Genomic DNA, 14,415 nt, shown 5'->3' on the forward strand with positions numbered 1-14,415 from the left:
GCGGATCGTGACCCGGTTTCACAGGGTTTTCGAGGTCGGTAATGAACAGAATTTGTCAGGTGGTTGGTCGACTGATGTGGCTTATGGCGTTGCCATTGAGCCTGGCTCAGGCCGCTGCGGTGGGCGACGCGCTGAACACTCCGGCGATGCAGGTGCCCCAAGCACAACACGCGGTGCTGCTGGACCTGGCTCGGGCAGGCACGCGGCTGGTGGCAGTGGGGGAGCGGGGCATCGTGCTGCTCTCCGATGACAACGGTGCAAGCTGGCGCCAAGCGGCGGTACCGGTTTCGGTCAGCCTTACTGCGGTGCAGTTTGTAAACGCCAGCACAGGCTGGGCCGTCGGGCATGCAGGTGTCGTGCTGGCCTCCCACGACGGCGGTGAACACTGGGTCGTACAGCTGGATGGGCGGCGTGCGGCACAACTTGAGTTGACCGCCGCCAGGCAGCAATTGTCCAGCGCGCGCGATCAGGATGCCGCGGCCGCACGTGTGCAGACGGCGGAACGTTTGGCCCGCGAGGGGGCTGACAAGCCCTTTCTGGCGCTGCAGTTCGTAGATGACAGACACGGCCTGATCGTCGGGGCGTACGGCCTGGCCTTCGAGACTGACGATGGCGGCACCACCTGGCAGTCCATCATCGGCCAAATCGACAACCCGCTGGGCGCGCACTTGTCCGCCATCGCGCAACAGGGCGAGCACTGGTTTTTGGCCGGGGAGCAGGGTTACCTCGCTCGCTCGGACGATGCCGGCCAGTCATTCAGCCAGCTGGAAAGCCCCTACGCGGGAAGCTTTTTCACCCTGCAAATACGCGATGACGGCGTCTTGCTGGTCGCCGGTTTGAAGGGCAACGCGTTTACCTCCAGCGACCTCGGCCAGAACTTCCAGCCGGCGCCGGTTTCGCTGCCGGTGTCTTTCAGCGATGCAATCCGTACCGAGGACGGCCAGTTACTGCTGGTCAACCAGAGTGGTGCCCTGTTTCGTACCAGCAGCCTGCCCGGTGCACTGCTCGAACCCTATGGCAAACCGCTCGGCAAACCCGTTTCCAGCGTTCTACAGGCCGCCGACGGCAGCCTGACGCTGGCTGGTTTCACTGGGTTGACGCGCGTATCGCCGTCAATCGCCACCGCTTCGGAGTGAGGTTATGAAGTCTTTCGACAACGCCACGGCAAGCCTGGCGAATTTCGATCCACGCTCCGGTTCAGTGGTGGAACGCACACTGTTCAACCACCGCCTGTGGGTGCTGTTGGTGTGTGTGCTGACAACACTGGTACTGGGTTATCAAGCCACCCGTATCGAGCTCAATGCCAGCTTTGAAAAGATGATTCCCACCCAGCAGCCGTACATTGCCAATTACCTTGAGCACCAGAAACAGCTCAGTGGCCTGGGTAATGCCCTGCGCATTGTGGTGGCCAACCGGCAGGGCGAGATCTACGACGCCGAGTACCTGAAAACCCTGCAGGCCCTGAGCGATCAGCTCTATCTGCTGCCGGGTGTCGACCGGGCCTACATGAAATCGCTATGGACACCGGCCACCCGCTGGGTCGCCGTGACCGAAGACGGCCTCGACGGCGGCCCGGTGATACCGGATGACTACAGCAGCACCGCAGCCAACCTCGATGCGCTGCGGCGTAATGTGCAGCGCTCCAATGAACTCGGTCAGTTGGTGGCGTTCGACCAGACCTCCAGCATCATTTATGTGCCGTTGCTGGCCGCCACCACTGATGGCAAGCCGCTTGATTACGCAGTGCTGTCCGAGCAACTGGAAACCCTGCGCAGCACCTGGCAAAGCGACAAAATCGAAATCCACATCACCGGTTTCGCAAAAAAAGTCGGTGACCTGATTGCCGGTCTGAAGCAGATCCTGCTGTTCTTCGCCGTCGCGATCCTGATCACCACCGCCGTGCTTTTCTGGTACACCCGTTGCCTGCGTAGCACGGTGCTGGTGGTGTTGTGTTCGCTGGTGGCGGTGGTCTGGCAACTCGGTTTGCTGCCGTTGCTGAACTACCAGTTGGACCCGTATTCGGTGCTGGTGCCATTCCTGGTGTTCGCCATCGGCATGAGTCACGGCGCGCAGAAAATGAACGGCATCATGCAGGACATCGGCCGCGGCATGCACCGGGTGGTCGCCGCGCGCTTCACCTTCCGGCGGCTGTTCCTGGCGGGGCTGACAGCGCTTTTGTGTGATGCCGTGGGTTTCGCGGTGCTGATGCTGATCAAGATCCAGGTCATTCAAGACCTTGCAGTGATCGCCAGTATCGGCGTGGCAGTGCTGATTTTCACCAACCTGATTCTGTTACCCGTGCTGCTGTCCTATGTCGGCGTCACGCCGCGTGCGGCACAACTGAGCCTCAAAAGCGAACAGGCCGAGCAAAACGGTCAGACGCGCCATGGGTTCTGGCGCTTTCTTGACTTGTTCACCCATCGTCGCTGGGCCAGCCTGTGCATCGCCATCAGCCTTGCATTGGCGGCGCTTGGTTTTGTGGTCAGCCTGCAACTGAAAATCGGCGACCTCGACGCCGGTGCACCGGAGCTGCGGGCGGATTCGCGCTACAACCAGGACGATGCCTTTCTGACCCGGCATTACGGCGCCAGCAGCGACCTGTTCGCGGTGATGGTCAAAACCCCGGCCAGCAGCTGTGCGCGCTACGACATTCTGGCCAAAGTCGACGCCCTGGATTGGCAACTGCGCGCCTTGCCGGGCGTCGACTCGACCAACTCGCTGGCCTTGCTCAACCGCCGCATGCTGGTCGGTCTCAGTGAAGGCAACCCGAAATGGTACGAGCTACAGAACAATCAGGCGATGCTCAACATGATCACCGCCAGCGCGCCCCGTGGCTTGTACAACGAAGATTGCAGTCTCTTGACCTTGTACGCCTACCTCACTGACCACAAAGCCGAGACGCTGACCCGGCTGGTCGAGCACGTGGAGAAATTTGCCGCAGAGAACAACACTGACGAGGTGCAATTCCTGCTGGCTGCCGGCAACGCCGGTATCGAAGCGGCGACCAATATCGTCGTCAAGCAAGCCAATCGCGAGATGCTGGTGTGGGTCTACGGAGCGGTGATTTTGCTGTGCCTGATCACCTTCCGGTCGTGGCGCGCCACGCTATGCGCGGTAATTCCTTTGATGCTGACGTCGATCCTCTGCGAAGCCTTGATGGTCTGGCTGAACATCGGGGTGAAAGTCGCCACGCTGCCTGTCATCGCTTTGGGCGTGGGCATCGGCGTCGACTATGCGCTGTACGTAATGAGCATCCTCTTGGGGCACCTGCGCCAAGGGGCGAGTCTGTCCGAAGCCTATTACCGTGCGCTGGTGTCCACCGGCAAGGTGGTGATGCTGACCGGGATCACCCTGGCTATTGGCGTGGCTACCTGGACGTTTTCTCCAATCAAGTTCCAGGCGGACATGGGCGTGCTGCTGGCCTTCATGTTCGTCTGGAACATGGTCGGCGCCTTGGTATTACTGCCGGCACTGGCGTACTTCCTGTTGCCCGCACGCACCGAGGCGCAGGGGCCAGTGATGGCGCTCAACGTCGCGAGTTCCGATACGAAGTTAGTTACCAACGTTCAAAACCTGCGCATCAAGGAGCAGTGCCATGGTCGCTAATGCCGTTGCAGTAAAGCCCATCCGCCAAGCCGGATGGTCGCAATCGCTGTTGTTGCTTCTAGGCAGCTGTCTGCCGGTGCTGGGCGCGGTGTTGCTGGCCCCTGTGTTGCCACGGATGCAGGCGCATTTTGCCGACGTGCCCGGCAGCAGTGTGCTGGTACCGGTAGTGTTGACCTTGCCGGCCCTGATGATTGCCCTGCTGGCGCCGTTCGCCGGGCTGATCGCCGATCGGATGGGGCGCAAGCCGTTGCTACTGGCGAGCATGTCGGTGTATGTGCTCTGCGGTGTGCTGCCGCTGTGGCTCGACTCGCTGCCGGCGATCGTACTCAGTCGTGCGGGTATCGGCCTGGCCGAGGCGGGGATCATGACCTGCTGCACCACGCTGATGGGCGACTACTACAGCGGCGCCAGGCGTGAGCGTCTGTTTGCCTTGCAGATGGTCGCGACCTCGTTGTCGGCTGCGGTGTTCATTGCGCTGGGTGGCTTCCTCGGGCAAAACGACTGGCGCACGCCGTTTGCGCTGTACGCCGTAGGCCTGGTTTTCCTGCCGCTGATGGCCTGGAAACTGTGGGAGCCACAGGCCGGTCCGCAACCCGGGCCAACCACCCAGTCGGTGCCCGTCGGCCTGTTTCCGTGGCGCTCGCTCACGCCCCTGTATGTGTTGTCGCTGTTGGCGGGGTTGAGCCTGTTTATCGTGCCGGTGCAGGCCGGTTACCTGCTCAATCTGCTGCACGTGGATGCACCGCAACAGATCGGCATGTCCATGGGCGCCAACCAACTGGGCGTGCTCGTCGGCGCCTTGAGTTTTCGTCTGTTCAGTGGGATGCGTGGGCAGCACATGTTGTTGATCGCCTATGTGCTGGCGGGCAGCGGCGGGTTGTTGATGGCTGACGCCTTGACCCATGTTCAGGTGGTGGTCGCAGTGACTATCAACGGCCTGGGCATTGGCCTGATGTTGCCAACGCTGATCACCTGGATCATGTCGCAAGTCAATTTCCATCAACGCGGGCGGGCGGCCGGGTGTTTTACCGCGGCCATCTTCGCCGGCGAATTCAGCAGCCCCCTGGTGGTGCTCGCTGTGACCCAGGGTGACCCTACGGTCCTGCCCCATGCTTTGGCCATTGTGGGTGGGTTGCAACTGCTGGTGGCGGTTTTGTGTCTGGCCGTACCCAGGCTCGGTGGCATGTTGCCCCACGCGAATGTTGTTGGTGGCCCCAGCATCGGCGACGAAAACTGATCGAGGATTTTCCATGCAAGCGCTACCTGAATTCAAACGAGTGGTCACCGGTCACGACAAACATGGCCAGGCCATTGTCGCCAGCAACGGGCCGACGCCGAACGTGTTCCCTTTGTCGTCGGTGCCGGGCACGGTGTTTCATGAACTGTGGAACAGCAGCACCAGCCCGGTTTTACTCGACAACGCCAGTGACCCCAGCAACAAACCCTTGCAACTGAGCCCCGGCCCCTTGGGCAGCGTGATTCGGGTAGTGGATATTCCCCCGGACAGCGTGCAGAACCAGGTCAGTGCTGAAAGTGCCGCGGCAGCATTCGCAGAAAATGGTGAGTCCCACGCCGGCACCAGCCAGCCCGGCTCAAAGCACAAGTTGATGCACCGCACCGAAACCCTCGACTACGGCATCGTCACCGAGGGTGAGGTGTGGCTGGTATTGGATGAGGAAGAGGTGCACCTCAAGCGCGGCGACGTCGTGGTCCAGCGCGGTACCAACCATGCCTGGAGCAACCGCACCGAAGCGATGGCGCGCATGGTCTTCATTCTGCTCGACGGGCGCTTTGGCGCCGAGTTGGCCAACGGACAAGGAACATCAGCATGAAACTCGCCACCTTGAAAAACAAAAGTCGTGACGGGCGACTCGTCGTCGTCTCGCGGGATCTCGCCTGGGCTCTGGATGCCGGTTCAGTGGCACCCACCTTGCAACACGCCATCGAAAACTGGAGCAGTGTCGAGCCGCGCTTGCAGGCGTTGTCCAGCGAATTGAATGCGGGCGCAGCGACAGGCGCTTTCCCGTTTGATCCCGCCCAGGCCATGGCGCCTTTACCCCGCGCCTATCAGTGGTGCGACGGCTCGGCATTTCTCAGCCACGGCGCCTTGATGCAGAAAGCGTTCAATCTTGAGCCCATCGACGGCGTTGAACACACTCCGCTGATGTACCAGGGCGCCGGTGACGATTTCATCGGCCCGCGCGACGACATTGCATTGCCGAGCGAAAGCCAGGGCATCGACTTCGAAGGCGAGTTCGGGGTGCTGGTGGATGAGGTGCCGATGGGGTGCGACGCGCTACAGGCGCTGCGGCACATCAAATTGGTTTTGCAAATCAACGACGTCAGTTTGCGCGCCCTGGCTCCACGTGAGATGCGCACGGGTTTCGGGTTCCTGCAGGCCAAACCATCATCCAGTTTCGCGCCACTGGCCATCACCCCAGACGAGTTGGGTGACGCCTGGCGTGACGGTCGAGTGCATCTGCCTTTGCAGGTGCACTGGAATGGCCAGTGGTTCGGTCAGCCCCACGGCGGGCAGATGAATTTCAACTTTGGCCAGTTGATCGCCCATGCCGCGCTGACTCGCCGGTTGCGCGCGGGCACGTTGATCGGTTCCGGCACCGTCTCAAATGCCGAGCGCAGTGCCGGGTCGGCCTGCATCGCTGAGCGCCGTGCCATCGAAATGATCGAGCAGGGAGCCGCGCAAACCGGCTTCATGCGCTTTGGCGACCGCGTGCACATGGACGTTTTGGATAACGATGGCCAGTCGTTGTTCGGGGCGATCGATCAACGTGTCGTTCAGGCCCAAGGCTGAGGGGCGCTCTATGCGTGTGTTGATTACCGGCGCGAACGGATTTGTCGGACGGGAGTTGGTGCGTTGCCTGCTGGCGCGGGGCAGTTTGCGCGGCCAGAGCATCGGTTCGTTGTTGGTGCTGGACAGGGACCTGCAGGGCTTGCCGGAGGATGCCCGGCTGCGCCGTCATTTTGGTAGCGTGACCGATCCGGCACTGATGCGCCGGGTGTTGGCCGACGGCATCGATGTGGTGTTCCACCTGGTCAGTATTCCCGGTGGCGCGGCTGAGGTGCAGTACGACCTTGGCTATCAGGTCAACCTGCTGGCCAGCCTTGAACTGCTCAACCAATTGCGCAACAGAGACCAGCCACCTGTTTTGGTGTACGCCAGCAGCATTGCGGTGTACGGCGGTCAACTGCCTGTACGCATGAATGAAACAGCCGAACTGCGGCCCGAGTTGTCCTATGCCACCCACAAAGCCATGGTGGAAAGCGCCGTTACCGACCTTGCCCGGCGGGGCGATGTAGAGGGTAGGGTGTTGCGCTTGCCGGGTATCGTCGCACGGCCTCGTGAGCCCAATGGATTGCGCTCGGCGTTCATGAGCGACCTGATGCGGGCGTTTGCCGACGGTGAACGCTATCAATGCCCGGTCTCGCCAGAGGCGACGGCGTGGTGGATGTCGGCCCGCTGTTGCGTGAACAACCTGATCCACGCCGCCGAACTGGATGGTGCCGTGCTCGAAGCCCAACGGGTGTGGCAGTTGCCGGTGCTGCATTTGTCCATCAGCCAGGTGGTCGACGCAATGGCCGAGCGCTATGGGCAGGAGCGTCGAAGCTTGATCAGCTACGTGCCCGACTTCGCACTGGAAGCGCAGTTCGGCCGCATGCCACCTTTGAAAACCCCCCAGTCCCGTGCCGCCGGCTTCAACCATGACCGGACTGCCGCCGCGTTGGTCCGAAATGCACTGAACCCCGCTGCCCCCCGAAATCTACCTCTGATCGGAGACACTCTTCATGTCACTGCCCACCAAGCCTAAACGTCGTCTCGTGGACCTTTCTGTCACCCTCGACAACAACCCTTACACCGATCCACCACCGCTTCTGCCGAAGATCGACTACATGGATCACCAGCAGGGCTGGCCCGAGATGGCCGCTATGTTCCCGGGGCTGCAACTCGAGCAGATGCCGGGCAACGAATCCTGGGCTGCCGAACGTTTGCAGATCACCACCCATAGCGGAACGCACATGGATGCGCCCTGGCACTACGCCTCGACCACTGACGGCGGTCAGCCAGCTTTCGGTATCGACGAGTTGCCACTGGATTGGTGCCTGCAACCGGGGGTGAAACTGGATTTTCGGCATATGGAGGATGGTCATGTTGTGACGGCTGACGAAATCGAAACCGAACTGGCGCGCATTGGCCATCAATTGCAGCCTCTGGATATCGTGCTGATCAACACCCGTGCCGGTGCATTGTTCGGACAGCAGGGTTACCTGGATGCCGGGGTCGGAATTGGCCGTGAAGCCACCTTGTATCTACTGGAGCGGGGCGTTCGGGTGGTCGGCACCGACGCCTGGAGCTGGGATGCTCCGTTCAAATACACCCGCGAGCGTTTCGCCGCCGACGGCGATGCCTCGATCATCTGGGAAGGGCACAAGGCCGGGCGCGATATCGGGTATGGGCAAATGGAAAAGCTCGCCAACCTGGAATCCCTGCCGGCCAATGGATTCGTGGTCTCGTGTTTTCCCTACAAGATCAAACACGCATCAGCCGGTTTTGTACGAGCGGTGGCGATCTTCGAAGAATAAGCCGCGCCGTCAAACAGAGAACCGTCCCCTGTAAAACACAATAAGAGAGAACACATGGCTCTTTTGCGTCTGCCTCAAACGTTACTGATGACCGCGCTGGTGCTGAGTAGCAGCCTGGTGCTGGCGGCCAGCGCTGATTCAGCGCAACCCAATATTCTGCTGATCGTGGCCGATGACCTGGGTTATTCCGACCTGGGCAGCTATGGCGGAGAAATCAGCACCCCTAGCCTTGATCAATTGGCCAGGGGCGGCCTTCAGTTCACCAACATGTATGCTGCGCCGACCTGTTCGATTACGCGCTCGATGCTGATGTCCGGCACCGACAACCACCTTGCCGGGCTCGGCACTATGGCGGAAGCCTTGCAGCCATTTCAACGAGGCAAGCCTGGGTATGAGGGCTATCTGAACCAGCGTTCATACTCGATTGCCGAGCTGCTGAAACAGGGTGGTTATAGCACGCTCATGGTAGGGAAATGGCACTTGGGCCTGGAACCGGATCAAGGGCCAGATAAACGGGGGTTCGAGCAATCCTTCACCTTGCTGGAGGGCGGCGCATCGCACTTCAAGCCGTCCAGTGTCGAACCGGCAAAGATCGAACAGGTGCACTACAGGGAAAACGGCAAAGACGTAGAGCTGCCGGAGAACTTTTACTCCTCGGACTTCTACACCGACAAGTTGATCAGCTATCTGCAAAGCAGCAAAAAGGACGGCAAGCCGTTTTTCGCCTACGCGGCATTCACGTCACCGCATTGGCCTCTGCAAGCCCCCAAAGCCTACCTGGACAAATACCAAGGGCAGTTTGACCAAGGCTATGACAATGTGCGACTGGCGCGGATCGAGCGGATGAAGCGATTGGGCCTCATCGCCAACGATGTCCAACCGGCCAAGCCACTGCCGGTCAATCCAAAGCTGCCGGGATGGACGCAGCTGAGCCCTGAACAGCAACGTATCGAAGCGCGGAAGATGGAAATCTACGCCGCCATGGTGGATAACCTCGACCATAATATCGGTCGACTGATCGATTACCTGCGTCAGAGCGGGCAGTACGAAAACACCGTGATCGTGTTCATGTCGGATAACGGAGCAGCGGGGGAGAACCATGCACAGTTCTATCCACCGGGCACGCACACCGACAACAGGTATGCCAACCTCGGTCAGAAGGGATCACAAATCGACTACGGGTTGCGCTGGGCCGAAGTCAGCGCGGCACCGTTCCACCTGTTCAAAGGCACCACGGCCGAAGGCGGCATCAGCGTACCGGCGATTATCCGGATGCCCGAGGCATTGCGTCGGCAGGGTCTGGAGCGCGGCGTTGCTAGGGTGGATGACCTGGCACCGACCTTTCTGGAATTGGCGGGTATCGCCTTGCCAACGGATACCGGCAAACACCCGATTACCGGGAAATCAATGCTGCCCATGCTTGCCGGTAAAGGCAGTCCGCACAGCAACGATAGCCTGGCCGGAGAGTTGTTCGGCAATGCGTACTACCGAGAAGGCAACTTCAAACTGTTGGGCATGCGACCGCAGGCGGGGTTCGGCGACAACGCCCAGCCAGTGCAATGGCAATTGTTCGATCTGACGCAGGACCGTGGCGAAACCACCGACCTGGCGGCTTCCCAACCGCAGACGGTCCAGCGACTGAAGGAGGCTTGGTTGAAGTATGCCGAGCAGGTGGGTGTGGTGTTTGCTGCGCATTGACCTGTGACTTCAGTGTGCCCAGAAACTGCGATTCCATATATTGGGGGAGGGCTGCCTTTATAGATCTGGTCAGATGCATGGGGCAGACACCGGACACGGACCCTTTTTGATCTGTGCGTGGGTGATAATATCGCACCTCATTCTTTGCGGCAGCCATCAACTTGTCGGCATCGCACGCTATAAAGCCATTTGGCTGACGGGCTCCGATTAAACCTTTGACAGACACGGATCAACAAGCGATACCACTCGTTTTAGCTAAATCAAGTATCGTGAATGTTGTGCTGGTCTTTGGTAGATTCGGCTGACAAAAGGACTGCTTGGCACGCAGCTTCAGATACTGAGCTTTAAATTCGGAAATCTTCATGGCAAAGAAATCAGCAGCACCCTCCACCGACGCATCGATGACAGCAGCCAAGAAGGGTTCCAGTCTAACCTTGATCGATGTTGCCAAGGTTGCGGGTGTTTCGCCGATGACCGTTTCCAGGGCATTGCATAGACCTGAACTGGTGACCGAAGATACTCGCGAAAAAGTTCGTGAAGCCGTGCGCAAGACTGGATATGTATCGAACATGCTGGCGGGGGGGTTGGCGAGTAATAGAAGCCGTTTGGTAGCGATTTTCCTCCCAACTATCGCGAACTCGATTTTCGCAGACACGGTGCAATCACTGATGGACCGCCTGACTCAAGCGGGCTACCAAACCCTGCTAGGTCTTACAGGCTACTCCGCCGAGCAGGAAGAAAACCTGCTTGAAGCTGTTCTTGGTCGGCGTCCGGATGGGATTGTTTTGACTGGCACACTCCACACCGAATCAAGTCGGCTCCGCCTCGCTCAGGCGGGTATCCCGGTAGTAGAGGCCTGGGACTTGAGCGAGGCCCCACTAGATATGCTGGTCGGTTTCTCTCATGAAAAAGTGGGGGAGGAGACCGCACGGCATTTGTTGAAAAAGGGCTATAAGCGCTTCTCGGTGGTGACAATCAGTGACCCTCGCGGGCTGCGCCGTTGCAATAGCCTTATCGCCGAGCTGAAGCGGCAGGGTATCGAAGAGGTGCCCATGGAAGTTTTGGCTCCGCCAGCCACGCTCGAAGTAGGCAGGGAAGGGCTTCGACGGCTATTAGAGCAGCCGGTGCGGCCTGACATTGTGGTGTGCAGCTCTGATACCGTAGCTCAAGGTGTTTTAGCAGAAGCCGCCAGTCGTGCGATGAATGTACCGTCTGACCTCGCAGTGATGGGCTTCGGGGATTTGAGCAGCGCAGCGCAAGTTTACCCATCGCTATCGACGGTCAGCGTCGATGGCAAAACAATTGGTCTGAAAGTAGCTCAGGCGCTACTTGAGCGCTTTGAATTCCCCAATGCCAGTCATCCTCCTGTGCGAATCGACACAGGCTTCACCCTCATCGATCGCGCCAGTACCTAACCTGAAATTCTCTTTTACCTACCAATGCACGGTTGAATGATTGCGCAATCAGTGTAGTATTGGTTCAAAGGCTCTATCGACGGGCCTTTTTTCTCCACTCTGATGATTGCGCAATCATTGCACGATCAAGCCGCTATCAGGAGCTGTAAGGGCCATACGGATTCAATGCTTTACTCACAATAAGGAAAATAATAGTGATCAACCCTACGCAATCGGTAGCGAAGACAAACGTCCGCTATCTAATCCTCGTGATGATCTTCATCGTCACAGTTTTCAATTACGTTGACCGGGCGACGCTGTCCATTGCGGCCCCCAGCATGCGCACAGATCTTGGCTTTGATGCCATGACCATGGGCATTGCCTTTTCGGCATTCGGCTGGGCGTACACCTCCATGCAACTGCCTGGTGGCATAATTCTCGATCGATTTGGCTCTCGCGTCGTTCTCGGGATGAGCCTCATCATCTGGTCGGTTTTTACATTCCTGCAAGGCTACGTTGATCTGTTCAGTTCGGCCTTTCTCGCGCTGTTTGTTTTGCGATTTATGATGGGCGTTGCAGAAGCACCTGCGTTTCCTGCCAATAACCGCTTGACCGTTATGTGGTTTCCGCGCCACGAACGTGGCTTGGCCACGGCGGTGTTCCAGTCCGCTCAGTATTTTGCACTGGCTGCCTTCACTCCCTTGATGGTCTGGCTGGTCAGCACCTGGGGTTGGCAGCACGTGTTTTGGGTTACAGGTGGCGCCGGCATCCTGATTGGCTTCTTGTGGTTCCGGATGGTTCAGGAACCGCGCAAAGACAAACGCGCCAACCAGGCTGAACTCGACTACATCGAAGCCGGAGGTGGATTGCCAACCATTGGTGACGTTAAGACGCCATTCAGTTGGAAGCGCATGAAGGCCATCGGCGGCAATCGCATGATGGCGGGTATCTATCTTGGGCAGTTTTGCCTGACATCCATCACCTGGTTCTTCCTGACCTGGTTCCCGACTTACCTGATTGAAGCCAAAGGCATGACCATGCTGAAGGTCGGACTGGTGGCGGCTATTCCACCCATCGCAGGATGTCTGGGCGGCATGATCGGCGGCGTCTGGTCGGACTGGATGCTACGCAAAGGCTTCAGCCTCACCGCAGCACGCAAGACCCCCATCATCTGTGGCTTGTTACTCTCCAGCAGCATCATGGTCGCCAACTACACCCAGTCGATCACTTTGGTGATTCTGGTGATGTCCGTCGCCTTCTTCGCCAAAGGCGTGGGCAACCTGGGCTGGTGCATCGTCGGTGACGTGTCCCCGGCACGGGCCATGGGGGTCAGCGGCGCCATGTTCAACTTCTGCGGCAACCTCGCCAGCATTGTTACTCCTATCGCCATCGGCGTAATGATCAACCAGCTGGGCTCCTTCGATGTTGCACTGATGTACGTCGCGGGTATGGGTTTGCTGGGCGCGTTTTCTTACCTGTTCATCGTCGGGCCACTCAAGCGCCTGCATCTCGAAGATTTTGAAGAGCTACCTTCCAACCCAGTCGAAGGCGCTCCGCTCAACTCCAAATTGACCAACCCTCGTACCTGATCGCTATCAAGACCTCATCACTGTTAAGGAGAGCTCCATGCTCGCACAACAAGAATCTATCAAATCCTCCGACGATGATCGCATTGCCTGGGTTCGGGTCTCTTCGGTCATTTTGCCTCTGGCTAATCCGATCAGCGATGCCAAGGTGCTGACGGGCCGGCAAAAGCCGATGACCGAGATCGCTATTTTGTTTGCGGAAATCGAAACCATCGATGGTCACCGTGGCCTTGGTTTCAGCTACTCCAAACGAGCAGGCGGGCCGGGGCAATTCGCCCACGCAAAGGAAATCGCCCCAGCGTTACTTGGGGAGAACCCGAGTGACATTTCCAAGCTTTGGACCAAGCTGTGCTGGGCCGGAGCGTCAGTAGGCCGCAGCGGCATGTCCACTCAGGCCATCGGCGCCTTCGACGTGGCTCTGTGGGATTTGAAAGCCAAGCGCGCTAACTTGTCACTAGCGCGATTGCTTGGCGCTCAACGTGATTCGGTGCGCTGCTACAACACCTCGGGTGGCTTCCTTCACACTCCGCTCGACCAGTTGATGAAGAACACCGACCTGTCCCGTGAAAAAGGCATCGGCGGTATCAAACTGAAAGTCGGGCAGCCAGATTGTGCCATCGATATTCAGCGTGTCAGCACAGTGCGCAAGCACTTGGGTGAAAACTTCCCTCTGATGGTTGATGCCAACCAGCAATGGGATCGCCCGACTGCCCAGCGCATGTGCCGCCAGTTCGAAGAGTACAACCTGATCTGGATTGAGGAACCGCTGGACTGCTATGACGCTGAAGGCCACGCCGCTTTGGCACAACAATTCGATACGCCGATTGCCACAGGTGAAATGCTCACCAGCGTTGCCGAGCACGCCGAGTTCATCAAGTTGCGCGGCGCAGACTTCCTGATGCCCGATGCACCACGAGTAGGCGGCATTACTCCTTACCTGAAGGTAGCCGCAATGGCCGAGCAAGCAGGGCTTATGTTGGCCCCACATTTTGCCATGGAGTTACACGTTCACTTGGCGGCCGCATACCCCACCGAGCCGTGGGTTGAACATTTCGAATGGCTTGAGCCGCTGTTCAATGAGCGCCTGGAAACTCGCGACGGCAGAATGCTGGTTCCCACACGTCCGGGCTTGGGGCTTTCACTCAGCGAGCAAGTCAAACCGTGGACAGCGGAAGAAGCTGAGGTTGGTGCTCGTCCCTGAAGAACCTTTGGTTCCCCGGTGTGTGTTGCACACCGGGCGGCCAAATTTCTCCGCGCTTACGGTCTCGCAACCACCTGAAGAAACATCTTTTTCACTGCTTCTTTACATGAATAAGTGCATGTCCATCGCACCCAGCAGATCAATAGGATAAGACTCCCCCCTTAGATCAGGCCATTGTATTGGGACACGATCATGTGAGGCATGTCCTGAGGAATATCAACCTACGGATAGCGGAAGAAAATCGCTATTGAGATCATGTCTATAACGAGTTGCCGGGGTGGCGAATCAAACGATACATTCAAAAGATGCGCAGCATTATTCAATACACCGC

11 protein-coding genes are annotated in these 14,415 nt (G+C 58.7%); all 11 read left to right on the forward strand.

Going from position 1 to position 14,415, the window contains the following annotated elements:
• Positions 1-41 precede the first annotated feature (41 nt).
• The 11 genes from ACYZT7_RS16455 (at position 42) to ACYZT7_RS16505 (ending at position 14,084) form a co-directional block, all read left to right on the forward strand.
• A complete protein-coding gene (locus tag ACYZT7_RS16455) occupies positions 42-1,136 on the forward strand; it encodes a WD40/YVTN/BNR-like repeat-containing protein (RefSeq protein ID WP_462037408.1) in 1,095 nt (364 codons plus the stop codon).
• A 4-nt stretch (positions 1,137-1,140) separates the two neighbouring features.
• Entirely contained in the window at positions 1,141-3,606 is a 2,466-nt protein-coding gene (locus ACYZT7_RS16460; protein ID WP_462037409.1) for an efflux RND transporter permease subunit, read from the forward strand.
• Positions 3,596-4,843 (forward strand): MFS transporter, encoded by a 1,248-nt coding sequence (locus tag ACYZT7_RS16465; RefSeq protein ID WP_462037410.1) that lies wholly within the window; start codon positions 3,596-3,598, stop codon positions 4,841-4,843. Before ACYZT7_RS16460 ends, ACYZT7_RS16465 begins: the two co-directional genes overlap by 11 nt.
• A gap of 13 nt (positions 4,844-4,856) precedes the next feature.
• Complete coding sequence (locus ACYZT7_RS16470) at positions 4,857-5,438, forward strand: cupin domain-containing protein (RefSeq protein ID WP_462037411.1); 582 nt, start codon at positions 4,857-4,859, stop codon at positions 5,436-5,438.
• A complete protein-coding gene (locus ACYZT7_RS16475; RefSeq protein ID WP_462037412.1) occupies positions 5,435-6,418 on the forward strand; it encodes a fumarylacetoacetate hydrolase family protein in 984 nt (327 codons plus the stop codon). The genes ACYZT7_RS16470 and ACYZT7_RS16475 overlap by 4 nt, the downstream gene beginning before the upstream one ends.
• 10 nt (positions 6,419-6,428) lie before the next feature.
• Positions 6,429-7,433 carry an NAD-dependent epimerase/dehydratase family protein gene (locus ACYZT7_RS16480; protein ID WP_462037413.1) on the forward strand — a complete coding sequence of 335 codons (1,005 nt, stop codon included), beginning with the start codon at positions 6,429-6,431 and terminating at the stop codon, positions 7,431-7,433.
• A complete protein-coding gene (locus ACYZT7_RS16485) occupies positions 7,411-8,205 on the forward strand; it encodes a cyclase family protein (RefSeq protein WP_462037414.1) in 795 nt (264 codons plus the stop codon). Before ACYZT7_RS16480 ends, ACYZT7_RS16485 begins: the two co-directional genes overlap by 23 nt.
• A gap of 54 nt (positions 8,206-8,259) precedes the next feature.
• Positions 8,260-9,903: an arylsulfatase gene (locus ACYZT7_RS16490; protein WP_462037415.1), complete on the forward strand. Its 1,644-nt coding sequence runs from the start codon at positions 8,260-8,262 to the stop codon at positions 9,901-9,903.
• A 362-nt stretch (positions 9,904-10,265) separates the two neighbouring features.
• On the forward strand, positions 10,266-11,318 hold the full coding sequence (locus tag ACYZT7_RS16495; protein WP_462037416.1) for a LacI family DNA-binding transcriptional regulator: 1,053 nt from the start codon (positions 10,266-10,268) through the stop codon (positions 11,316-11,318).
• 251 nt (positions 11,319-11,569) lie between these two features.
• On the forward strand, positions 11,570-12,886 hold the full coding sequence (locus ACYZT7_RS16500; RefSeq protein WP_462041806.1) for an MFS transporter: 1,317 nt from the start codon (positions 11,570-11,572) through the stop codon (positions 12,884-12,886).
• A 37-nt stretch (positions 12,887-12,923) separates the two neighbouring features.
• Positions 12,924-14,084: an L-talarate/galactarate dehydratase gene (locus ACYZT7_RS16505; RefSeq protein ID WP_462037417.1), complete on the forward strand. Its 1,161-nt coding sequence runs from the start codon at positions 12,924-12,926 to the stop codon at positions 14,082-14,084.
• Positions 14,085-14,415 lie beyond the last annotated feature (331 nt).

It is taken from the genome of Pseudomonas sp. RT4P38 (assembly GCF_054897765.1).

What these genes read in the sequence shown, in the direction of transcription:
- ACYZT7_RS16470 (WP_462037411.1), top strand. Translation starts at nt 4,857, where the DNA reads ATGCAAGCGCTACCTGAATTCAAACGAGTGGTCACCGGTCACGACAAA.
- ACYZT7_RS16505 (WP_462037417.1), top strand. Translation starts at nt 12,924, where the DNA reads ATGCTCGCACAACAAGAATCTATCAAATCCTCCGACGATGATCGCATT.
- ACYZT7_RS16480 (WP_462037413.1), top strand. Translation starts at nt 6,429, where the DNA reads ATGCGTGTGTTGATTACCGGCGCGAACGGATTTGTCGGACGGGAGTTG.
- ACYZT7_RS16460 (WP_462037409.1), top strand. Translation starts at nt 1,141, where the DNA reads ATGAAGTCTTTCGACAACGCCACGGCAAGCCTGGCGAATTTCGATCCA.
- ACYZT7_RS16490 (WP_462037415.1), top strand. Translation starts at nt 8,260, where the DNA reads ATGGCTCTTTTGCGTCTGCCTCAAACGTTACTGATGACCGCGCTGGTG.
- ACYZT7_RS16475 (WP_462037412.1), top strand. Translation starts at nt 5,435, where the DNA reads ATGAAACTCGCCACCTTGAAAAACAAAAGTCGTGACGGGCGACTCGTC.
- ACYZT7_RS16500 (WP_462041806.1), top strand. Translation starts at nt 11,570, where the DNA reads ATGATCTTCATCGTCACAGTTTTCAATTACGTTGACCGGGCGACGCTG.
- ACYZT7_RS16485 (WP_462037414.1), top strand. Translation starts at nt 7,411, where the DNA reads ATGTCACTGCCCACCAAGCCTAAACGTCGTCTCGTGGACCTTTCTGTC.
- ACYZT7_RS16465 (WP_462037410.1), top strand. Translation starts at nt 3,596, where the DNA reads ATGGTCGCTAATGCCGTTGCAGTAAAGCCCATCCGCCAAGCCGGATGG.
- ACYZT7_RS16455 (WP_462037408.1), top strand. Translation starts at nt 42, where the DNA reads ATGAACAGAATTTGTCAGGTGGTTGGTCGACTGATGTGGCTTATGGCG.
- ACYZT7_RS16495 (WP_462037416.1), top strand. Translation starts at nt 10,266, where the DNA reads ATGGCAAAGAAATCAGCAGCACCCTCCACCGACGCATCGATGACAGCA.